19 protein-coding genes, 1 tRNA gene and 1 pseudogene are annotated in these 20,717 nt (G+C 61.4%); 8 read left to right on the forward strand and 13 right to left on the reverse strand.

The genetic code is table 11. From position 1 onward, the window contains the following. Window positions 1–47: 47 nt before the first annotated feature. From ACYAR8_RS15230 to ACYAR8_RS15245, 4 genes are all read right to left on the reverse strand, one after another. Window positions 48–416 (reverse strand): DUF4124 domain-containing protein, encoded by a 369-nt coding sequence (locus ACYAR8_RS15230; protein WP_463580322.1) that lies wholly within the window; start codon window positions 414–416, stop codon window positions 48–50. Between the two features lie 67 nt (window positions 417–483). After that, the gene (locus ACYAR8_RS15235; protein WP_074891878.1) at window positions 484–978 is read right to left on the reverse strand and encodes a helix-turn-helix domain-containing protein; all 495 of its coding nucleotides are present in this window, start codon (window positions 976–978) and stop codon (window positions 484–486) included. A 466-nt stretch (window positions 979–1,444) separates the two neighbouring features. Beyond that, window positions 1,445–1,534 (reverse strand) — tRNA-Ser (locus ACYAR8_RS15240). A gap of 164 nt (window positions 1,535–1,698) precedes the next feature. Further along, window positions 1,699–2,448 (reverse strand): 3-oxoacyl-ACP reductase family protein, encoded by a 750-nt coding sequence (locus tag ACYAR8_RS15245; RefSeq protein WP_074891875.1) that lies wholly within the window; start codon window positions 2,446–2,448, stop codon window positions 1,699–1,701. A 119-nt stretch (window positions 2,449–2,567) separates the two neighbouring features. Here ACYAR8_RS15245 and ACYAR8_RS15250 point away from each other — a divergent pair, with 119 nt between their 5' ends. Beyond that, window positions 2,568–3,491 (forward strand): LysR family transcriptional regulator, encoded by a 924-nt coding sequence (locus ACYAR8_RS15250; protein ID WP_463580353.1) that lies wholly within the window; start codon window positions 2,568–2,570, stop codon window positions 3,489–3,491. A gap of 248 nt (window positions 3,492–3,739) precedes the next feature. Then, window positions 3,740–4,300, forward strand: a complete 561-nt coding sequence (locus ACYAR8_RS15255; RefSeq protein WP_463580323.1) for a cysteine hydrolase family protein — start codon at window positions 3,740–3,742, stop codon at window positions 4,298–4,300. Window positions 4,301–4,327: 27 nt separating this feature from the next. Here the strand turns inward: ACYAR8_RS15255 and ACYAR8_RS15260 are convergent, their stop codons facing one another. Beyond that, window positions 4,328–5,773 carry a SulP family inorganic anion transporter gene (locus ACYAR8_RS15260; RefSeq protein ID WP_463580324.1) on the reverse strand — a complete coding sequence of 482 codons (1,446 nt, stop codon included), beginning with the start codon at window positions 5,771–5,773 and terminating at the stop codon, window positions 4,328–4,330. A gap of 204 nt (window positions 5,774–5,977) precedes the next feature. On the opposite strand from ACYAR8_RS15260, the gene ACYAR8_RS15265 reads away from it, so the two are divergent. Both ACYAR8_RS15265 and zapE read left to right on the forward strand, forming a co-directional pair. After that, window positions 5,978–7,186: an MFS transporter gene (locus ACYAR8_RS15265; protein WP_463580325.1), complete on the forward strand. Its 1,209-nt coding sequence runs from the start codon at window positions 5,978–5,980 to the stop codon at window positions 7,184–7,186. A 9-nt stretch (window positions 7,187–7,195) separates the two neighbouring features. After that, the gene (zapE, locus tag ACYAR8_RS15270; RefSeq protein ID WP_463580326.1) at window positions 7,196–8,317 is read left to right on the forward strand and encodes a cell division protein ZapE; all 1,122 of its coding nucleotides are present in this window, start codon (window positions 7,196–7,198) and stop codon (window positions 8,315–8,317) included. A 24-nt stretch (window positions 8,318–8,341) separates the two neighbouring features. On the opposite strand, the gene rarD is transcribed toward zapE, so the two are convergent. Then, window positions 8,342–9,226: an EamA family transporter RarD gene (gene rarD, locus ACYAR8_RS15275; protein ID WP_463580327.1), complete on the reverse strand. Its 885-nt coding sequence runs from the start codon at window positions 9,224–9,226 to the stop codon at window positions 8,342–8,344. Window positions 9,227–9,519: 293 nt separating this feature from the next. Between rarD and ACYAR8_RS15280 the strand changes: the two are divergent. Next, window positions 9,520–9,871 (forward strand): annotated as a pseudogene (locus ACYAR8_RS15280) (phosphohydrolase); the annotation flags it as partial. Between the two features lie 148 nt (window positions 9,872–10,019). On the opposite strand, the gene ACYAR8_RS15285 reads toward ACYAR8_RS15280, so the two are convergent. From ACYAR8_RS15285 to ACYAR8_RS15310, 6 genes are all read right to left on the reverse strand, one after another. Then, window positions 10,020–10,367, reverse strand: a complete 348-nt coding sequence (locus tag ACYAR8_RS15285) for a hypothetical protein (RefSeq protein ID WP_146175900.1) — start codon at window positions 10,365–10,367, stop codon at window positions 10,020–10,022. A gap of 490 nt (window positions 10,368–10,857) precedes the next feature. Beyond that, the gene (efeO, locus tag ACYAR8_RS15290; RefSeq protein WP_074891861.1) at window positions 10,858–11,682 is read right to left on the reverse strand and encodes an iron uptake system protein EfeO; all 825 of its coding nucleotides are present in this window, start codon (window positions 11,680–11,682) and stop codon (window positions 10,858–10,860) included. A 27-nt stretch (window positions 11,683–11,709) separates the two neighbouring features. After that, window positions 11,710–13,026: an iron uptake transporter deferrochelatase/peroxidase subunit gene (gene efeB / locus ACYAR8_RS15295; RefSeq protein WP_463580328.1), complete on the reverse strand. Its 1,317-nt coding sequence runs from the start codon at window positions 13,024–13,026 to the stop codon at window positions 11,710–11,712. 65 nt (window positions 13,027–13,091) lie between these two features. Then, window positions 13,092–14,303, reverse strand: a complete 1,212-nt coding sequence (gene efeO / locus ACYAR8_RS15300; protein ID WP_463580329.1) for an iron uptake system protein EfeO — start codon at window positions 14,301–14,303, stop codon at window positions 13,092–13,094. A gap of 8 nt (window positions 14,304–14,311) precedes the next feature. Next, window positions 14,312–15,193 (reverse strand): iron uptake transporter permease EfeU, encoded by an 882-nt coding sequence (gene efeU, locus ACYAR8_RS15305; protein ID WP_074891855.1) that lies wholly within the window; start codon window positions 15,191–15,193, stop codon window positions 14,312–14,314. A gap of 273 nt (window positions 15,194–15,466) precedes the next feature. Next, window positions 15,467–16,360 (reverse strand): LysR family transcriptional regulator, encoded by an 894-nt coding sequence (locus ACYAR8_RS15310; RefSeq protein ID WP_463580330.1) that lies wholly within the window; start codon window positions 16,358–16,360, stop codon window positions 15,467–15,469. 42 nt (window positions 16,361–16,402) lie between these two features. Here ACYAR8_RS15310 and ACYAR8_RS15315 point away from each other — a divergent pair, with 42 nt between their 5' ends. Genes ACYAR8_RS15315 through ACYAR8_RS15325 form a run of 3 tightly spaced genes read left to right on the forward strand, consistent with a single transcriptional unit; the run spans window position 16,403 to window position 19,509 of the window. Continuing rightward, complete coding sequence (locus ACYAR8_RS15315; RefSeq protein WP_463580354.1) at window positions 16,403–17,830, forward strand: CitMHS family transporter; 1,428 nt, start codon at window positions 16,403–16,405, stop codon at window positions 17,828–17,830. After that, window positions 17,831–19,195, forward strand: coding sequence for an acyclic terpene utilization AtuA family protein (locus ACYAR8_RS15320; protein WP_463580331.1), 1,365 nt, complete (start codon window positions 17,831–17,833; stop codon window positions 19,193–19,195). Further along, entirely contained in the window at window positions 19,192–19,509 is a 318-nt protein-coding gene (locus tag ACYAR8_RS15325; RefSeq protein ID WP_463580332.1) for an AtuA-related protein, read from the forward strand. Before ACYAR8_RS15320 ends, ACYAR8_RS15325 begins: the two co-directional genes overlap by 4 nt. 479 nt (window positions 19,510–19,988) lie before the next feature. Here ACYAR8_RS15325 and ACYAR8_RS15330 read toward each other — a convergent pair whose 3' ends face one another. Beyond that, window positions 19,989–20,705, reverse strand: a complete 717-nt coding sequence (locus ACYAR8_RS15330) for a DUF3142 domain-containing protein (protein WP_463580355.1) — start codon at window positions 20,703–20,705, stop codon at window positions 19,989–19,991. Window positions 20,706–20,717: the final 12 nt, after the last annotated feature.

The raw sequence follows: 20,717 nt of genomic DNA on the forward strand, positions 1-20,717 counted from the left end.
AACAACGAGCGGCTGCACTCGAAACTGGGGTACCTGCCACCGACCGTTTACGAACGGACGATGGCGTCGAAACCACCTATCGAGGTGTCCGGAATTAGTTGACCACTACAGATGCTTTGCAGGCGATCAGCGATTTCCCGCTCATTGGTGATAATCAGCTTTCTGCGTCGGCTGACTTGTAGAATTTCGGTGGCGTTCTTGTTGAGGCGGTAGGGGAAATCGGTTTCCTCCCACTCGCTGGAAAGCCGGGACGGAGGCGGGCGCTGTACCGTGGATTCCCCTACGTAAGTGGGGCAAGGACTTTGGCCGAAACTGATGGCGCCATTGGCGGCGACACACTTGAACACGTCCGCGTTTGCCGCGTCGCACAAGAGCAACGCCATGACCGCTGCGGACAGTAGTGGAAATCTGCTCATAGGAACCTCCCTGGATGGCGCAAGGCTACCATCTGAGAGGTTCGGTTGTCAGTGACGCTGATCGGGATCAGTGGGCCTCGTGGGCGGCTTTCTGCACTTTCGCCAGCGCAAGTGCCGCGAACATGTCGGCGTCGCCTTGCAACACCTTCAGGTGATCTTCGACATGATCGGCGCTCGAGCGCGGCTCCTCGGAATCAACCAGCCGGGTGACTTCGCACAAGGCGTTCGCCGTGATCCACAGGCTTTGACGCAACTGGCTGATGATTTTCACCATGCTTTCCGAGCTGTCGAGATCGGCTTCAGTCTCCGTCTCCCTATCCGCAAGCATCGTCGCAAATAAGGGCGCTTCTCCGCGGCCCGAGGCCTCGACCCCAGTGACGACGCGGTTAATGTCCACGCCGGCGGCGGCGATCTTGAACAGATAATCCGCTCTGGGCAATCGCTGCCCGCTTTCGTAATGCCCTTGGGCGTTGGCTTCCACACCACCAATGGCGCCCAGTGCGCTTTGGGTCAATTTCAGACGTTTTCTTTCTTGGCGCAAACGTTTACCGATGCCATTCATCAACCTACTCCTGCGAATTCGCACCCTGCTCGTATCTCCCGCGGGTGCGCAATGGGGGCCGGAATACGCGCTGGTTTTTAATATAAAGCTAGCCGCGTATGGGAATTGGATTCATTCACACTGTACAACGGCTAGACCTTAGCTGCTAAGGCACCCAAATGGAGATTTTTCCGACGTTTTGCGTGGAAAAATCAACAGCGCGCGATTCTATTCTTTCCAATGGAGTGGGTCAGGCGGTCGTGACATGGTCGGATGGCGCGAGGTGGGCAGATACATCGCCGCTTTACAAGTCGATGAAAGAACTGAGGGAGTGAGCTTGCTCGCGAAGAGCGTCGTTGAAATGCAGAATATCCAGCGGTTGAAATGCCGCCTTCGTGAGAAGCTCACTCCCACATAGACACTATTTGCTGAGCGACACAAACAAAAATCCCCGCACGCCATGAGCGTTGCGGGGATCTTTTTAATGTGGCGGTGAAGGAGAGATTCGAACTCTCGATACAATTTCTTGTATACACACTTTCCAGGCGTGCTCCTTAAGCCACTCGGACACTTCACCGTATCTCTTCAGACGTTCAGTCTGTCGAGGCGCGCTAATGTAGTCGAAAGCTTTGGCGAAGGCAAAACTTTTTTTCAGAATTTTCATGCGCTTAAGCAAAAAGCGCGAAGCCCCGGCTCGTCATTGAGGTCCGGGGCTTCGCGTCGAGGGCGAGGGCGCTGAGATCAGGCGCCGAAGCCGCCGTCGATGGTCAGGCTGGCGCCGGTGACGTAGCCCGCTTCGGGGCCGGCAAGGTAGGCGACCATGGCGGCGATTTCTTCGGATTTGCCGTAGCGCGGAATGGCCATCAGGCCCATCAGTGTTTCGGCGAAGTCGCTGTCGGCCGGGTTCATGTCGGTGTCGACCGGGCCGGGCTGGACGTTGTTGATGGTGATGCCGCGCGGTCCGAGGTCACGGGCCAGGCCTTTGGTCAGGCCGACCAGCGCCGACTTGCTCATGGCGTAGACGCCGCCACCGGCGAACGGCATGCGGTCGGCGTTGGTGCTGCCGATGTTGATGATGCGACCGCCTTCTTTCATGTGCCGTGCGGCTTCCTGGCTGGCGATGAACACGCTGCGTACGTTGATGGCCAGGGTTCGGTCGAAGTCTTCGAGGGTGAATTCGTCGAGCGGCGCAATGGCCAGCACGCCGGCGTTGTTGACGAGGATGTCGAGGCCGCCGAACGTCTCCACGGTCTGGGCGACGGCGTCGCGGATGTCTTCGGCGTTGGCGCTGTCGGCCTTGATCGCCAGGGCTTTGCCGCCGGCTGCGGTGATGCTGTCTTGCAACTCCTGCGCTTTGGCTTCCGAGCTGACGAAGGTGAAGGCCACTGCTGCGCCTTGTTCGACCAGCCGTTTGACGATCGCAGCGCCGATGCCGCGTGAGCCGCCTTGGACCAGTGCTGTTTTGCCGATCAGGTTGGTGGGATGGGTCATGTCGATCTCCGATGAATGTGAGGAGTGAGTTGATGGACACGAGTATCTGCCGAGGATTACCCGTCCGGTAGCCGGTAATCGAGATAGTCTGTGTAAACCGGAAGTTGTGAGTGAGCGCGATGGAAAACTTCAGCAGCATTGAATGCTTCGTGCGCAGTGCCGAGGTCGGCAGCTTTGCCGAGGCTGCGCGCCGACTCAGCCTGACGCCTGCTGCCGTGGGCAAGAGCGTCGCCAAACTTGAAGCGAAGCTGGGCGTGAGGCTGTTTCAGCGCAGTACGCGCAAGTTGACGCTGACGGAGGCGGGCCAGCGTTTCCTCGGCGAGGTCAGTGCCAGCCTCAATACCATTCAGAACGCTGTCGCCAACCTGGCCAGCGCCGAAGGCAGTCCCGCCGGCACCTTGAAAGTCAGCGTCGGCACGGTGTTCGGCTGTCTTTATGTGGTGCCGCTGCTGGCCGAGTTTCTGCAGCGCTACCCGGCCATCACCCCCGACTGGCATTTCGATAACCGCCAGGTGGACTTGATCGGGCAGGGGTTCGACGCCGCGATTGGCGGCGGCTTCGACCTGCCCCAGGGCGTCGTTGCGCGCAAACTCGCGCCTGCCCACCGCGTGCTGGTGGCGTCGCCCCATTGGCTGCAAGACCACGAAGGGATCAGGCATCCGGACGACTTGCACCACTGCGACGGCATTCTGATCCGTTCGCCGCAAACCGGGCGGATCCGCTCCTGGCCGTTGAGCCATCGCAGTCATGAGCAAAGCCCGTTGCGCATGAAGGTGCGCATGACCCTGAGCGATTCCGAGGCTGCCTGCCGCGCGGCGAGTCAGGGCTTGGGCGTTGCGCTGGTGAGCATGCCGTTTGCCCTGCCGTACCTGCGCAGCGGTGCGCTGCAAAGGGTGCTGCCCGAGTGGTATGTCGAGGACGGCAACATTTCCATCTATTACAGTGGGCACAAACTACTGCCGGGCAAGACCCGCGCGTTCGTCGACTTCATCATCGAGCAGTTCGCCGAACACCAATGGGCGCGGCATTTCAGTGCCGTGTAATTACGCAAACATTAGTTGCTGACGCAGCCCCTGTAGGAGTGAGCTTGCTCGCGATTGCGGTCAGTGAGCGACAAATAATCTCCAGGTGCGCGCTTGCCCGCGAAGAGGTTCTTTCAGCCGACATTGATGTCGCTGAAAAAATGCAATCGCGAGCAAGCTCACTCCTACGGAAGGTGCGGTCCCATTGAATTCAGCGTCAAATAATCAGCAACGCGGGGTACGCCCCTCCAGTCATGAAAGGAAGAGCAGTGGACATCCATCACAAAGCGGCGCTGGTCCTCATCGACATGCAGCAGGGCATCAACCACCCCAAGCTGGGCCGGCGCAACAACCCTGACGCCGAGCAGCGGATGCTGGAACTCTTGAGCGCCTGGCGCGATAGCGGGCGCACGGTGATTCACGTGCGGCATTTCTCCCGCTCACCGGACTCGGTGTTCTGGCCGCAGCAGTCCGGTGTCGAGTTTCAACCGGCGTTTATGCCGTGGGACGACGAAGGCGAGCTGCACAAACAGGTGCCCGATGCCTTCTGTCATTCGGCGCTGGAGGGTTGGTTGCGGGCGGACGGGATCAATCAGGCGGTGATCGTCGGCGTGGTGACCAACAACTCCGTGGAGTCGACCGCGCGCACTGGCGGCAATCTCGGCTTCGAGGTCATCGTGCCCCACGATGCCTGCTTCACCTTCGACGGCGCGGACTTCTTCGGACAGCCGCGCAGTGCCGAAGACATCCACGCCATGTCGCTGGCTAACCTGCACGGTGAGTACGCGCAGGTGGTGACGACCGAGGCTATTTTGCGGGCGATCAGTTAACCCGCATTGCCAGGCTCAACACGCGGCTCAGGCGTGCTGCACGCCCGCGCGCTTGAGCAGCTTCTTGCAGCGCTCCGACAGATGCACCACGCGCAGGTGTTTCCCCGCCTTGTGGTAGCGCTCGCGCAGGGTTTTCAACGCCGCGATCGCGGAATAGTCGACGAAGATCAGATGACGGCAGTCGAGCGTGACGTGTTGCGGGTCGTTGACGTGGTCGAACTGATCGAGGAACGGCGTGGTGGAAGCGAAGAACAGCGTGCCGTGCAGGTGGTACATCTTGCTGCCGTCCGCCTCGGTATGGCTGTCGGCGTACAGCTCGCGAGCCTGTTGCCAGGCGAAGTTCAGCGCGGCGATGAGGATGCCGAACAGCACGGCGGTGGCCAGGTCGGTGAGGACGGTGACGATGGTCACGGCGATGATCGCAAAGACGTCGTTCAGCGGCACTTTGCGCAGCACGCGCAGGGAGGCCCAGGCGAAAGTCTGCTGGGCCACCACGAACATCACGCCGACCAGCGCCGCCAGCGGAATGCGCTCGATGAGGGGCGACAGGAACAGCACGAACATCAGAATCATCACCCCGGCGACGATGCCGGACAGACGACCCCGGCCCCCGGAGCTCAGGTTGATCACGGTCTGGCCGATCATCGCGCAGCCGCCCATGCCCCCGCAAAGGCCGGACGCCAGGTTGGCGACGCCGAGGGCGACACACTCGCGGTCGGGGTAGCCGCGGCTCTCGGTGATTTCATCGGTGAGGTTCAGCGTCAGCAGGGTTTCCAGCAGACCGACCAGCGCCATCAGAATCGCGTAGGGCGCAATGATCTGCAGGGTTTCCAGATTCCACGGCACGTCCGGCAGCGACAGGCCCGGCAGACCGCCGGCAATGTGCGCCATGTCGCCCAGGGTGCGCGTCGGCAGGTCGAACAGGTACACCAGCAGGCCGACACCGAGGATAGCGACCAGCGCCGGCGGCACCGAGCGAGTCAGACGCGGCAGCACATACACCACCGCCATGGTCAAGGCCACCAGGCCGATCATCAGATAGAGCGGCGTGCCGCTGAGCCAGCTTTCGCCGCTTTTGAAATGCTCCAGCTGCGCCATGGCAATGACGATCGCGAGGCCGTTGACGAACCCGAGCATGACCGGATACGGCACCATCCGCACCAGTTTGCCCAGGCGCAGCAATCCGAACGCGATCATCACCAATCCGCCCAGCAACACCGTTGCCAGCAGGTACTGCACGCCGTGTTGCACCACCAACGCCACGATGACCACGGCCATCGAACCCGCCGCGCCGGAGACCATGCCGGGACGGCCGCCGAACAGCGCGGTCAGCGTGCAGATGATAAACGCCCCGTACAGGCCCATCAGCGGATTCAGGTGCGCGACCAGCGCGAAGGCGATGCACTCGGGCACCAGGGCGAAAGAGGTGGTGAGTCCGGCGAGGACATCGGCGCGAAGACGGGCGGGTTTCATTGAGTACCTAGCGGGCGGCGTGCAAAAAATGCGGATGTTACGGAATGTGAACGCAGACGACCAGTCGGAGGAATGCCGCACCCTGACGTGCTTCACTCATTCTGCAGGTGTCCTCTCATTGCCGATTGTGTAACGATGTTTGACTCAAACCGCTCGCCGATTCCTGTCGCCTAGGCTCGGCACGTCATCAAGGACAGAACACGGATGCTCGCTGCGCTCAGACACTACCCGGCTTCAGTCAATCTCCTGCTTTCGTCGTCGCTGTTTCTGACGCTGGGCAGGGCGATCACTCTGCCGTACCTGGTGATTTACCTGTCTTCGAATTTCGTCCTGAGCATGAGCGACATCGGCATGGTCGTCGGCGGTGCGCTGATTGTCGGCTCGCTGCTGAGCCTGTATGGCGGCTACCTCACCGACAAGCTGTCCAGCTATCGGTTGATCCTGTGCTTCACCGGGTTCTTCGTCGCCGGCTTCATCGGCATGTGCGTGACCAGCAAGCTGTGGCTGTTCTTCCTGTTTCTGGTGTCGTTCAATTTCGCGTATTCGGTTATCGATATCGTGGTCAAGGCGGCGTTCGGCAAGCTGTTGCCGGTGGCCGACCAGAGCAAAGTGTTCTCGGTGCGCTACACGCTGATCAACATCGGCTATGCCGTCGGGCCGTTCATTGGTGCGGGGCTGGCGCACTGGAACATGAAGCTGCCGTTCGTAATGTCGGCCGTTTTGGGCCTGGGCTTCTTGCTGGTTTACGCGATGTACGGCGACCGCAAGCTGAGCTCGGCGGACCCGGCCAATGCGCCGATTTCCTTCATTGCCGTCGGACGCATCCTGCTCAAGGACTACCGACTGGTGTGCTTCACCGTCGGCGGCGTGCTCAGCGCTGTGGTGTTCGGACAATTCACCGCTTACCTGTCGCAATACCTGGTGACCACCAGCACGCCGGAATTTACTTATCAGGTGATCAGCTCGGTGGTCGCGGTGAACGCGGCGGTGGTGATCTGCTTGCAGTATCTGGTCGGCAAACGCATCAGCCACCAGTACCTGAATCAGTGGCTGACCGCAGGTTTCAGTCTGTTCCTGATGGGCGTGGTGGGCTTTGCCCTGTCGGCCACGGTGCTGCACTGGTCGCTGGCGGTGGCGGTGTTCACCCTCGGCGAGATCATCGTGTTTCCCGCCGAGTACATGTTCATCGACCGCATCGCACCCACCCATTTGCGCGGCATGTATTACGGCGCGCAGAACCTCTCCAACCTCGGTGGCGCGCTGGGGCCGGTGCTGTGCGGCTTCGCACTGGCGACCCAGTCGGCGCATTTCATGTTTTACATGCTGGCGGCGTTCATCATTGCCGGCGGCTGTTTCTATCTGTTGGGCGCCTCTTATTCCAGGCGCCACGACCAAAATTCCAGTGTGCAGTGAAGCGTTTCGATGACCGTTCTGTCTCCACTTGAGGCCTGGCAGCAGGCCGTTGATGCCCAGGGTTTTCAGCCGGACGAAGCTCAGCGCAGTGCTGCGCTGCACTTGCAGGGGTGCTGGCAGGCCCTGAACGACGGCAAGCGCGGCGGCGCGGTTAAAGGTGTTTATCTGTGGGGCCCGGTGGGGCGCGGCAAGACCTGGCTCATGGACCGTTTTTACGACAGCCTGCAGGTCCCGGCCCGGCGCCAGCATTTTCATCACTTCATGCGTTGGGTGCATCAGCGCCTGTTTCAGCTCACTGGCGTGGCCAAACCGCTGCAAGTGCTGGCCCGGGAGCTGGCCCAGGACGTGCGGGTGCTGTGCTTCGACGAGTTGTTCGTCAACGACATCGGCGATGCGGTGATCCTCGGCGGTCTGGTGCGCGCGATGTTCGACGAGGGCGTGGTGCTGGTCTGCACCTCAAACCAGTTGCCCGAGCAGCTGTACGCCACGGGGCATAACCGCGAGCGTTTCGTGCCCGCTATTACGGCGATCAACCACTTCATGGAAGTGGTGTCGGTTGACGGCGGCGAGGACCACCGGCTGCATCCCGGTCAGGCGCAGCAGCGTTACTGGGTGAAGGCGCAGACGCAGCCGAGCGCGCTGGTCGAGGTGTTCGAGGCGCTGAGCAGCGGCGAATCGGTGTCGACTCAGCCGGTGCCGTTAGGCCGTCGACATGTGCCGGTGGTGCGCAGCAGTCGAACAGTGATCTGGTGCCGTTATGCCGACCTGTGCGAACAGCCGCTGGCGGCGATGGATTTCATCGAGCTGTGCGATCGCTACACAGCGGTCCTGTTGAGTGAAGTGCCGGCGTTGAGCGCACCCCAGCGCGAGGGGCGCATTGCCCGTGGTACCGAGGACGGTGTGGAACAGGTCACGGCGGGGGACCGCGAGCTGCCGCAGCTATCGCCTTACGACGATGGCGTGCGGCGCTTCATTGCGCTGGTGGACGAGTGTTACGACCGCAAGGTGCCGCTCTACATCGAAGCTGCGATGCCGATGGCCGAGCTGTACACCGAAGGCTATCTGGCGTTCGCGTATCGGCGCACGTTGAGCCGCTTGAAGGAAATGCAACTGGCGCGGTTCGGGCATTAACGCTGCGACCGGGCGAACTTCACTTCACACGCGGTTGCGTCGCCGCTGCGCCAGCACGTGTTTGGCGCCTTCTCCCACCAGAACCATGACCGCCAGCCAGATGGGCAGGTAGGTCATCCATTCATCGCGGCCGATGGATTCACCCAGCAGCAGCGCGACGCCCACCAGCAGCACCGGCTCGACGTAGCTCAGCAAGCCGAACACGCTGAACGCCAGCAGGCGGCTGGCGCGGATGTAGCTGACCAGCGCCGACGCACTGATCGCTCCCAACACCGGAATCAGCACATAAAACCGTGGGAATTGTTCCACCACTGACGGGTTGCCTTGGCAGATGAACAGCACCGCAACGGGCAGGATCAGCAGCATGTCCCACCACAGACCGCCGAGGTTATCGGTCTTGAGCTTGCGCCGCAGTACGAAGTACAGCGGATACCCCAGGCAGACGAGCAGGGTTTCCCAGGAGAAACTGCCGAGACGCAGCAGTTCGTTGCCGACCCCGACCAGCGCGCAACAGGCGGCGATTTTCTGCAGGTGCGACAGGTGCTCGCCGTACACCACACGCCCGGTGAGGATCATGGTCAGCGGCAACAGAAAATACCCCAGCGAGACCTCCAGGCTGCGGCCGTGCAGCGGCGCCCACATGAACAGCCACAACTGCGCGCCCATCAACGTCGCCGACAGCGCCATTGCCGCCAGCAGGGCAGGCGTCTGACGCACCCGTACGGCGAGGGCGCGGGCGAGTTTCCAGTCTCCAGTGGAGAGCATGAACACCGTCACGCAGGGCAGGGTGAGCAGCATGCGCCAACCGAAGATTTCTTCACCGCTCAATGGCGTGAGCAATGAAGTGTAGTAGTACATGACCGCGAACAGGCAGGAGGCCATGACCGATAACGCAACACCCTTGTACACAGGGGCTCCTTGTTTTCGATGCATCAAAATTGGGGTGCAGGAATGCTTTTATCGGCGGGCTCTGACGGCACGCTTTGATAGCCCTTGTTGAAGCGCTGGGCATCACAACCGCGCAGAGTTTATCCGAGGTCGTGCCGTCGGTCCGCAGCAATCTGGTAAACCGCAGGTGGGCTGGCAGTAAACGATGCACGTTTGCCAGAGAACAAGACCGCGCGCCGATCGAGCCGGCCTGCGCCGTCACCCAGACTTCTCTTCAACGCGCCACACTGGCGGCGTCGCTGGAGAGACTTCCCATGAGTCAATCAATCGCCGGTATCAAAATCCCCGACAGCGCGCTGGCCCGCGCCGCCACCGAGTACATCCGCGAGCAGGAAGATGACCTGCTGTTCAATCACTCGCGCCGGGTGTTTTTGTGGGGCGCGCTGACCGGGAAGCGCAAAGGGCTGACTCACGACGGCGAGCAGCTTTACGTCGGGGCGATGTTTCATGACTTGGGTCTGGTGGAGAAGCACCGCAGCGCGAACCTGGGTTTACGCGCAGTTCAGCGATGAGTAGCGTAAGGTCGTCACCCATGTTCACCCGCGCGGTGAGGGGTTCAAGGAATGCGTTCTGTGTGCGTTTGCCAATGGGTTCAGGCATAAGCCGGATCAGCCTGCACCTAAGTCGCGTTTTGCGGCGTCTGTACTATCCCGTAGAAGATCAAAGGCGAAAGCGGAAGCTTCTCGGCTGAGCCGGGAAGCGTTTTAGCACCAATAGGACAGGTACACTTTTACCGAATACTTTGTATCGCTGGCTAACAGTTTTCAATTATTTCCGGCTCACCCGGTCCGCGCCACGCTATTTTTCGGTACGGCCCCGTCAACAGGTTGTTATCTCTTAGGAATTCAAATACGTCGGCAGGACACCAATCCGGGCCAGCGGAAAAGCACACTCCTTCATCTCGTAGTTTTTCAAAAACCTTTATTTTAGCGCTTTGATTTGGGGTTGTTACAGACAGCGCTCTCTGTCCCTTATCCGGCGCGGGGGAGAAACCCAACGCTTTGAGTAGGTCAGTCACACTCTCATCTATGACTTTCACCACAACTTCTGATAGCGCGCCTTCCGCAACGTAGGCCTTAGTAGTGTATTTAACAGAGTTCATTTCACAATCGCCGTGCTAATAGTCTTAACATTTATAGAATCAATCGTCGGAATTGAATTGATAACCCTCTCGGGCCCGCCCCCTGGAGGATGCTTACCTGCACCTACCTCAGGTGCCACTGAAACAACGCGCTCACCGAGTAGGACCGGCTTCAGCCGGGAAGCCCTTGATCTGCTTCTGATGTGCTTTTGATCTGTCTTCGTTGTGCTTGTGATCTTCATACGCAAAAGGCTCGGACACCGCCAAACGCGACTTGGGTGCAGGCTGAACGCAGGGCCCACGGAGCGGGACCGGAGTGAAGGAACCCCCGAGGAACGAGGGGCCAAACCAGGAGCAGGCACCTTTGGTTACTTGGGTGCTTTTCCAAGTAACTCGCCGAAGGCGAAACCGAGGCCGTTAGGCCGACGCACTTGATCTAGCCCCCAAACCCTGAAAAACAAAAAGCCCGCTTGCCAATCACTCGGCAAACGGGCTTTTCATCGCATCGAAATCAGTTCAGACCCAATTTCCCGCGCATCTGCGACAGATCTTCCGCCAGCGTATTGACCGGACCTGCCAGCGCCTTGCGATCCTGCTCCTTCACCTTGTCGTACGTCTCATAGCCACCGTCCTTGGTCTTGTACTTCGCCAGGATCTTGTCCACCGTCGCGAAGTTCTTCTCCACCTTCGCCACGAACGCCTTGTCCGACTGCTCCAGCTGCGGCTTGAACAGATCAACGATCTTCTTCGAACCGTCGACGTTGCCCTGGAAATCATACAGATCGGTATGGCTGTAACGATCTTCCTCGCCCGACAGCTTCGTCGCCGCCACTTCCTCCATCAGCGCAGCAGCACCGCCCACCACTTTCTCAGGCGGGAAGGTGATGCCGGCGATACGCGACTGCAGCTCTTTCACGTCAGCCAACAGCTTGTCCGCGAACACACCCTGATCTTTCGTGGTGTTCTGCGAGAACAACGCATACTCCAGACGGTGGAAACCGGTGAAGTCTTCAGCTTTCACGCCGTTCTCGTGGTCGTCTTCGCGGGAGTCGATCGACGCGTCGAGGTCGCTGAACAGCTCGGCAATCGGCTCGATCGACTCATAGGACAGACGCGTGGTCGGGAACAGCTTCTTCGCGGTCGCCAGGTCGCCTTTCTTGATCGCGTCGGTGAACTTCTGGGTGTCGGCAGCCAGGGTGTCGACGTTTTCCGTCACGTAGATTTTGTAGTCCGAAACCGGCGTGACCAGGTCCAGCGGCGCGGTGGCAGCGAACGCGGACATCGATGTCTGCAATACGCCAAAGGTAAGCAACAACGCGAGAGGCGACTTTTTCATAGAGCTCTTCCTGTGAGGTAAGGGGTGTCAGGCAGTTTTTGTTGTGTGGGCAGAGGCGGCCAACAGCGACCGGCCAATGAAATCGTTGCTGTCGACCACGCCCGGCAGGGTGAAGAAATACCCGCCGCCGATGGGCTTGAGGTACTCCTCCAGCGGCTCGCCGTTGAGGCGTGTCTGCACGGTAATAAAGCCTTTCTCCAGATCCGCCTGGTAGCAGATGAACAGCAGCCCCATGTCCAGCTGACCGTTCTTGTTCACGCCGTTCGAGTAGTTGAACGGGCGACGCAGGATCAGGTTGCGCTGGGTTTCAGCCGTGCGCGGGTTGGCCAGGCGGATGTGTGAGTCCAGCTTGGTGATCTTGCCTGCCGGGTCATTGTGGTAATTCGGGACGTCGGCTTCGGTCTTGCCGTCCATTGGCGCGCCGGTGGTTTTGACCCGGCCGAAGATGGCTTCCTGTTCCTGCAGCGGGGTACGGTCCCAGCGCTCGACGAAGTTGCGGATGATGCGCACCGCCTGGTAGCTGCCGTTGGCGGCCCAGGCCGGTTCGTCGCTGCCTGGTTGCACCCAGACCAGCTCGTTCATGGTTTTCTGGTTGTTCGAATCCGGGTTGGCCGAGCCGTCGCGGAAACCCAGGAAGTTGCGCGCGCTTTCCGGCGCCTGACCCGGTTTCAGCGGGGCCTGGGCGGGCACGGTGCCTTCCTGTTTCCAGCGCACCAGCAGCAGGTCCGGCAGGTTTTTCACGATGTCGCGCAGGGCGTGAATGTTGCTGTCCGGGGCGTTCGAGCAGAACTGAATGCTCAAGTCGCCGTGGCAGCAATCGGCTTCCAGCGCGTCGTTGGGGAAACCGACCATACGCTGCAAACGCTTGGGTTTGACGGATTCCAGGCCGAAGCGGTCGTCGAACAGCGAGTCGCCCACCGACACGGTGATGGTCAGGTTGTCCGGCGTGACCACCGGGCCGAGGATACCGGAATCCAGTGGTGGCAGTTTCGGGTCGACCTGAGGCACGGCGCCGCCGGTCATGAGGAACGTAATGCGCTCGTTCAAGGTGCGGAACATGCGCTCAAGGTCTTCGCGGTCCTGCGCCAGGACGTCGAAGGAGACCATCATCCCGGCCGCAGGGCGCGGATTGACGATGCCGTTTTGATGCTGACCGTGGAACGCATTGTGGTCCTGGGTCTTTTCGCTCTTCGGTGCTTCGGTGACCTGCGCCGGCGCGGTGGCGGCGAAGGCGTTGCCGGTCAGGCTTGCACCGGCGACCGCTGCGCCTGCAGCGCCTAGGCCCATCAGGACACGGCGACGGTCAGTGGAGATCGGCGCGTTTTTCGAATCGGAATCTTTCATGTGAATGCTGTCTTCGCTCTGGTTTCAAGGCCAGGCGGGCGCATGGGGCACCCGCCCGGGCACGCTCACAGGCCTGAGAGGCCGAGGGCCGGATCGATTCCATCGAGTGCATCGGCCAGTGCCTTGGCCTTGTCTGCTATTTGTTTTCGTTGTTCGGTGCTGACCTGGTCGTACGGCTTGAAGCCGTCAGCGGTCTTGAGCATCAGCAACTGGTCATCCAGGGCGGTGCTCGCGGTGTCGATCTTTTTCAGCACGTCGCCGGACGACTTGGCCAGCAGTGGACGCAGCAGCTCGATGACCTTGCGCGTGCCTTCCAGGTTGGCGGCAAAACCGTTCACGTCGAGGTGGCTGTAGCGTTCTTCTTCGCCGTTGTTGCGGACCTCGGCGATGCTGCGCATGTTGCGCACGACCATGCTCGCCAGTTGTTCCGGGGCGATGCTCTGGGCCAGCAGTTGCTGTTTCAGGCTGGCGATGTCGGTTTGCAGCTTCTGCACGACCGGCGTCAGTCCATCGACGGATTTCTGCGAGAACAGGCCGAATTCGATACGGTGGAAGCCGCCGAAGGCCGCATCCTGCTCGCGTTTTTCGTAGTAATCGGCGCGGGCGTTGATTGCGTTGTCCAGCTCGGACAGGCGCTGCGCCGCAGGGGCGATGCGCTGATAGGCAGCACGGGCCGGGGCGTAGGCCTTCTGCGCCTGGACCAGGTCGCCACTGTCGATGGCCTGTTGCAAATCGTTCGTCGCGCGGATCAGCGCGCTGCTCTGGGTGCTCAGGTAGACGCGGTACTCGGACAGCGGGCCGATGAAGGCGACCATCGACGGACGCGCTTTGGCGGCGGCATCCGATTCTGCGGTCGGCGTCACGTGCAGGGTGCCGCGCGGGTTGCTCAGCAGACCGCAGGTGATGGCGTAGTCGCCCGGCTGCAGGTTGGCGTTGATGATCTGGCTCAGGCCCGGAACGATGTTTTCCCGCTCTTCCACCACGAGCACGCCGTCGAGGATTTCCCACTCCACAGCGCGATCCGATGCGTTGACGATGCGGAAAGCGTTCTTGCCGGCCGGCACAGTGATCGCATTCGGCTCGCAGTTTTTCGCGTTGATGGTCACGACAGTTTCATTGCCGCTGTTGGCGATGCGCTTTTTCTGCGCGGCCTGGGAGGCGAAATAAAACATGGCGCCCGCGGCGATCATCAAAATCACCGAGCCTGCAACGGCAAACTGCAGGGCGCGAGAGGGCTTGGCTTTCTTCGGAGGAAGGCCGTTGGCGGTGGAGTTCATGAGAGCCCTTATTTGTTCGTAACTGAATTCGTAACGGAAGAAGTGTGACCGTGTTCATGGGCCGGGCGGGTAGGCAGACTCACTACCCGCGCCTGAGGCTTGAAGAACAGGAACAGCGCAAAGAACAGGTACGCCAGGTACGCCACCAGCACGCTGACGGTCGGCGCATCCTGATAACCGAACATGCCGGCCAGCACCGAACCGGTCGGGCCATCCATCGGCAGGGTCGCGCTGATGTCGAAAACCACGTCCTGGAAATGGTTCCAGACCCCGGCTTCGTGAAGGGACCGCACGGAGTTGGACAGAATGCCCGCCGCCACGACGAGGATGAACAGGCCTGTGTAGCGGAAGAATTTGCCCAGGTTCAGGCGCATGCTGCCTTTGTAGATGGCGACGCCGATGCACACCGCAATGATCAGGCCGAACAGCGCACCCAGCGGGCCGGACACGCCTTCGCTCTGCTGGAACACTGCCAGCAGGAAGAACACGGTTTCGAGGCTTTCGCGGGCCACGGCGAAGAACACCATGCCGATCAGGGCGTAGGTCTGGTTTCTCGAACCGGCCAGCGCGGCGTCCAGGGACTGGTGCAGGTCATGTTTGACCGAGCGCGCAACTTTGCGCATCCACACGACCATCGAGCTGAGGATCACCACGGCAACCAGGCCGACGATGCCTTCGAACAGTTCCTGCTGCTTTTGCGGGAATTCAGCGCTGACCATCTCCAGACCACCACCGACGAACAGCGCCAGGGCGACGGCCAGGAACACGCCGATCCATACCGCGGGCATCCACTCGCCACGGCCGGTCTGTCTCAGGTAACTGGCAATGATGCCAACGATAAGCGCGGCTTCAATCCCTTCGCGCAACATGATCAAAAAAGGAACGAGCATTTATCACCGGTGCAGATCTGGTAGGGTGTGCGACGTGAATGCGTCATGTAGCCATTCGCATTCAGCCATTGTGTAACATAATGATACTCATTATTGAATGGCTGTACTGGTTTTTTTGCAAAACCCTGCTTGTGTTGCAGGCGTTCAGCTGCCGTTCAGGCGCGGGTAATCGCGGGCTGTAATAGCCGGCTTGCTGCGGGCCGCGATCGGACGAACGCGGTGTGTCATTCGCTATCCGTCTCCAAGGCGGCCCATTCGCCAGCAAGCCGGCCCCTACGGTAGTTGCGGTGACAGGGCGTCCTTCATGGTTTCGACGAATCGCTGGGCGGCAGGGCTCAGGCTCACACCCGTCCGGGTAATCAGCCCGATCTCCCGACACACCCCGGGATGCTCGACCCGCACCTGCGTCAAATCGCCGCGGCCTTCGTCGGCGGATTCCGGCAGCAACGTCATCCCCAGGCCATGCCGCACCAGCGCCATGACCGTCGACATGTAGTTCGCTTCCAGCCCCGGCGTCAGCACAAGCCCTTCTTCGGCAAATAACTGTTCCACCCGCTCGCGCACGCTGCTGTCGCGACCAGTGAGGATGATCGGCTGCCCGGCCAGCGCCTGCAGCGCGATCGAGCGTTCCCGTGCCAGCGGATGATCAACGGGAACGAACAGGCTGAGCCGGTCGACCATCACCACCTCGAACGTCAACCCGTGGCCCATGCGCGATCGCACGCCCAGCCCGAAATCCACTTCGCCCTCGCGCACCAGCGCATCGATCCGCTGCGCGACCACGTCACGCAGACGCACCTCAACGCCGGGAAATTGCTCGCGGAAGGCTTTCAGCATCGGCGGCAGCGTGCCGGAACACATTGAGGGCAGGGCAGCGATGGTCACCACGCCCCGGCGCAGCGCCGCGAGATCCCGCGAGCCGCTGACGATGTTGTCCAGGTCCAGCAGCAGTTTCTCCATGGGCCCGCGATTGTTCTGGCCGGCAGCGGTCAGGCTGACCTGGCGCGGGCTGCGCTCCAGCAAGGCAACGCCGAGCCATTCTTCCAGCTGCTGGATCTGCACGGTCAGCGCGGAGGGCGACAGGTTCAGATCAAGGGCCGCCTTGGCAAAGCTGCCTGTGCGGGCGACGGCAAGAAAGGCGCGGATGTGCTGGATCGAGTTCTTCATGGCTGAGTTTTCCGAAGAAGTTGCCGTACGCACGCCATTCGGATTTTCCGAACGCAGGACGCCGAACATTTCAATTTACAAAGCTTACCCCCGTTTCGATACTCGATGAAAACAACAACAGCTCATCCCGCCGCACGCCGGTCAGGGACGACAAAGGATCAAACCATGCTCGCCATCCTCGGTGTCATTACCATCCTCTGCCTGCTCGCTGCCGTCATGAGCAAGCGCCTCTCGCCTCTGGTCGCCCTGATTGCCTTGCCCATCATCGCCGCGCTGATCGGCGGATTCGGCCTGCAAACCAGCGGCTTCATCATCACCGGAATCAAGAACGTCGCCCCGGTGGTCGGCATGTTCGTCTTCGCCATCCTGTTCTTTGGGGTGATGACCGACGCGGGCATGCTCGACCCGATTATCGACCGCATCCTTCGCACCGTGGGCACGCGTCCTACGCGGATTGTCGTCGGTACCGCGCTGCTGGCGTTGCTGGTGCACCTCGACGGCTCCGGCGCGGTGACCTTTCTGGTGACGATCCCTGCGATGCTGCCGCTGTACACGCGGCTGGGCATTGATCGGCGGATCCTGGCCTGCGTCGCGGCGATGGCGGCGGGGGTGAATTTCCTGCCGTGGACCGGGCCGGTGCTGCGCTCGTCTGCGGCGCTGCACGTGCCGGTGTCCGAGCTGTTTCAGCCGCTGATTCCGGTGCAGATCGTCGGCCTGGCGTTTGTCTTCTTCTGCGCCTGGATGCTCGGGCGGCGTGAAGAAAAGCGTCTTGGGCTGGGCCGCTTTCAGACCACGGCGGAGCACATCGATGTGGTGCCGCAGCGTGTGCTGACCGAACAGGAAGCGGTGCTGCGCCGGCCGCGGCTGTTCTGGCTCAACCTGCTGCTGACCATCGCCGTCATGGGAATAATGATCTCCGGCTGGGTCGATCCGGTGGTGATGTTCATGGTCGGCACGGTGCTGGCGCTGTGCATCAACTACCCCAACGTCGACGCCCAGCGCGCGCGCATTGATGCCCACGCCAAGACCGCCCTGACCATGGCCAGCATTCTTCTGGCGGCCGGGGTGTTCACCGGCATCATGCAGGGCACCGGCATGCTCAAGGCCATGGCCGAAGTGGCGGTGGCGCAGATCCCGGCCGGTCACGGCAAATTGATTCCGATGGTGGTGGGCTTCGTGTCGATGCCGCTGAGCCTGCTGTTCGATCCCGATTCCTTCTACTTCGGCGTGATGCCGGTGATTGCTGAAGTCGGCCGCTCCCTGGGCGTCGACCCGCTGCAAGTGGCCCAGGCTTCGCTGCTGGGCGTGCACACCACCGGTTTTCCGGTCAGCCCGCTAACGCCGGCGACCTTTCTGCTGGTCGGGCTGTGCAAGGTCGAGCTGGCCGACCACCAGCGCTTCACCATTCCGTTTCTGTTTGCCGCATCGGTGCTGATGACCCTGACCGCACTGCTGCTGGGAGTGTTTTAAATGAAGACCTTACGTATCGGATCTGGCGCCGGTTATTCCGGTGACCGTATCGAGCCTGCAGTGGAGCTGGCCGAGAAGGGCGACCTCGATTATCTGGTTTTCGAATGCCTGGCCGAACGCACCATTGCCTTGGCGCAACAGGCGCGGCTTAGCGATCCCGAAGCCGGTTTTGACCCGCTGCTCAGTGAGCGCATGCGTCGGGTGCTGCCATTTGCAGGCCGAGGACGCGAGGCCGGGCAGCGCCGGCTGCGACTGATTAGCAACATGGGCGCGGCCAATCCGTTGGCAGCGGCGCGGGAAGTCAGGCGCATCGCGGTCGAGCTGGGCCTGCACGGGCTGAAGGTCGCCGCGGTAACAGGGGATGACGTGCTGGCGGTTCTCAAGGCAAGTCCTGAACAGATGCTGGATAACGGCGCGACGATTGCTTCGTTGGGTGATCGCTTGATCTCGGCCAATGCGTACCTGGGCGCCGAGGGGATTGTCGAGGCGCTGAAGGCCGATGCCGATGTGGTGATCACCGGCCGGGTTGCCGATCCGTCGTTGTTCCTCGCCCCGCAGCTCTTTGAGTTCGGCTGGGCAGCAGACGACTGGACGCGGCTGGGACGCGGCACCTTGATCGGCCACTTGCTGGAGTGTGCCGGGCAGATTACCGGCGGCTACTTCGCGGATCCGGGTGTGAAAGAGGTGCCGGACCTGGCGCGCCTCGGGTTTCCCCTGGCTGAAGTCGACGCCGAGGGCAGGGCGGTGATCAGCAAGGTCGACGGCTCCGGCGGGCGCATCGATACGGCGACCTGCACCGAGCAGATGATTTATGAAGTGCATGACCCGGCGGCGTACCTGACCCCGGACGTGACGGCGGATTTTTCCGGCGTGTCGTTTCATCCAGTTGCCACTGACGAAGTACGGGCTGAAGGCGCCGATGGCCGTTCTCGACCCGGGACGCTCAAGGTGTCGGTGGGTTATCTCGACGGCTGGATCGGCGAGGGGCAGATTTCCTATGGCGGCCCCGGCGCGCTGGCCCGGGCGCAATTGGCGCGGAACGTGGTGCTGGAGCGTTTGCAGCTGACCGGCGTGGTCTTCGATGACGTCCGTGCCGAGCTGATCGGCGTGGACGCGTTGCACGGTGGGGCGCTGGGGTCGCGGGCAGCGGCCGAGCCGTGGGAAGTGCGCCTGCGGGTCGCCGCGCGCTGTGCAGAAAAGGCCGAAGCCGTGCGTATCGGCAATGAAGTCGAAACGCTGTACACCAACGGACCTTATGGCGGCGGCGGCGCAACCAAGGGCGTGCGCCAGGTGGTGGCGGTGGCGTCGCTGCTGATGCCGCGGGATGCCATCAAGGCGCAGGTTCATCTGGAGGACGCATCGTGAGCACCATGAAATTGCGCGAACTGGCCCATTCCCGGACCGGCGACAAGGGCGACACCTCGAATATTTCGGTCATCGCTTTCAAGGCGGAAGACTATACGCGGTTGGTGCATGTGCTGACGGCCGAGCGGGTGGCTGAGCATTTCGCCGAGCTGCTCGGGGACGATGCCTCGCGGGTGCTTCGGTATGAACTGCCGAAGGTGGGTGCGCTTAATTTTGTGCTGCCGGGCATTCTTAAGGGCGGCGTCACACGATCGCTCGCCCTCGATGCCCATGGCAAAGCGCTGGGGGCGGCGTTGCTGGATATCGACGTGTGAGGCTGCAAGTCTTGTGGCGCAGCGCCTGACGCCTTCCCGGCTGAAGCCGGTCCCACAGGGTGCGCGGCGTGTCAGCCATACCGGGTGTCTCCAAGCCGGGCCTACGAAGTGCACGCGGTCCTTAGTGGGACCGGCTTTAGCCGGGAAAAGGCCAGTGATCACGGCGCAGTTGCCTGATTGCCCCACAATCAACGAATGGTGCTCGACGCAATAATCTCGGTTGGATGAAATCAAACTGTAGGAGCGCGCTTGCCCGCGAACGCGTTGTGTCAGGCGATCGATTCGTCACAGGCATTACGCGTTCGCGGGCAAGCGCTCCTACAGTGGAGTGTGGCAACGCACACAATCGTCGGCGCATAAAAATCCGTAGCCGGCTTGCTGGCAAATGCGGTGGGCCAGGTTGGCATCAGTCGGCTGACACAGCAGGTTCGCCAGCAAGCCGGCTCCTGCAGGGTTTTGCGTTTCGACGCGGACTTTTGTCACTTCTGATTCAGCAAAAACACCACATACCCGCGAAACCACGGGCTGTCCTGCAAATACCGGGGCGCTTGCCATTCCCCGCCTTGCACCAAGCCTATTTTGAACGGCAGGCCCAGCCGGCTGATGCGTGGCAGGTATGCGGCGTAGTCGGGGATGCTGTGGCGGCCCTGGTAGGTCTGCACCACCACTTCATCGACCACACCTTTCAACTCGCCGATCGCCCGGGAATCCGCATTGCTGCTCCAGTCCATCAACCCAGTGATGCTTAGCTTCAGCTCAGGTGGCAGACGCTGGCGCAGGTCCTTGAGAAACACCACGTACTCCTGCAGATAAAGGGTGCGCGCATCGAAATCGATCTGCACCCCAGCCACCGCTGTGCCCGTGTCCCGCCAGCGTTGCACTTGGCCCAGTAGCTGTTTGTAAACAGGCTCGGGCCAGCGCAGGGTGTGGGCGCGGTAGACGATCCACACCTCCCGTTGGGGCAGACGCGTCACGCTCATCCCCTGGGCAATCAGCGCCGGCGTTTGCCGATCACGACGGGTTGCGCTGATCTGGCCTTGCAGCACGTACAGAGTCCGCGCCTGATCGAGTACCGGCTGCGTCGCCACGCCGCTCCACAACCAGAAGGCATCGTGCTCGCGGGCGTCTACCGCCGCCCACGTCATGCCGCTGCTCAACCCCGCCATCAACAAACCGATCAATCCGCCGGCGATCATCCGCCAGCGAAA

The sequence above is a fragment of the Pseudomonas sp. HP_01 genome (assembly GCF_055284355.1).

Bases quoted from the DNA above. Each gene is read 5' to 3' on its own strand.
- ACYAR8_RS15230 (WP_463580322.1), bottom strand. From the start codon at position 416: ATGAGCAGATTTCCACTACTGTCCGCAGCGGTCATGGCGTTGCTCTTG.
- ACYAR8_RS15235 (WP_074891878.1), bottom strand. From the start codon at position 978: ATGAATGGCATCGGTAAACGTTTGCGCCAAGAAAGAAAACGTCTGAAA.
- ACYAR8_RS15245 (WP_074891875.1), bottom strand. From the start codon at position 2,448: ATGACCCATCCCACCAACCTGATCGGCAAAACAGCACTGGTCCAAGGC.
- ACYAR8_RS15250 (WP_463580353.1), top strand. From the start codon at position 2,568: ATGGAAAACTTCAGCAGCATTGAATGCTTCGTGCGCAGTGCCGAGGTC.
- ACYAR8_RS15260 (WP_463580324.1), bottom strand. From the start codon at position 5,773: ATGAAACCCGCCCGTCTTCGCGCCGATGTCCTCGCCGGACTCACCACC.
- ACYAR8_RS15265 (WP_463580325.1), top strand. From the start codon at position 5,978: ATGCTCGCTGCGCTCAGACACTACCCGGCTTCAGTCAATCTCCTGCTT.
- zapE (WP_463580326.1), top strand. From the start codon at position 7,196: ATGACCGTTCTGTCTCCACTTGAGGCCTGGCAGCAGGCCGTTGATGCC.
- ACYAR8_RS15285 (WP_146175900.1), bottom strand. From the start codon at position 10,367: ATGAACTCTGTTAAATACACTACTAAGGCCTACGTTGCGGAAGGCGCG.
- efeO (WP_074891861.1), bottom strand. From the start codon at position 11,682: ATGAAAAAGTCGCCTCTCGCGTTGTTGCTTACCTTTGGCGTATTGCAG.
- efeB (WP_463580328.1), bottom strand. From the start codon at position 13,026: ATGAAAGATTCCGATTCGAAAAACGCGCCGATCTCCACTGACCGTCGC.
- efeO (WP_463580329.1), bottom strand. From the start codon at position 14,303: ATGAACTCCACCGCCAACGGCCTTCCTCCGAAGAAAGCCAAGCCCTCT.
- efeU (WP_074891855.1), bottom strand. From the start codon at position 15,193: ATGCTCGTTCCTTTTTTGATCATGTTGCGCGAAGGGATTGAAGCCGCG.
- ACYAR8_RS15310 (WP_463580330.1), bottom strand. From the start codon at position 16,360: ATGAAGAACTCGATCCAGCACATCCGCGCCTTTCTTGCCGTCGCCCGC.
- ACYAR8_RS15320 (WP_463580331.1), top strand. From the start codon at position 17,831: ATGAAGACCTTACGTATCGGATCTGGCGCCGGTTATTCCGGTGACCGT.
- ACYAR8_RS15330 (WP_463580355.1), bottom strand. From the start codon at position 20,705: ATGATCGCCGGCGGATTGATCGGTTTGTTGATGGCGGGGTTGAGCAGC.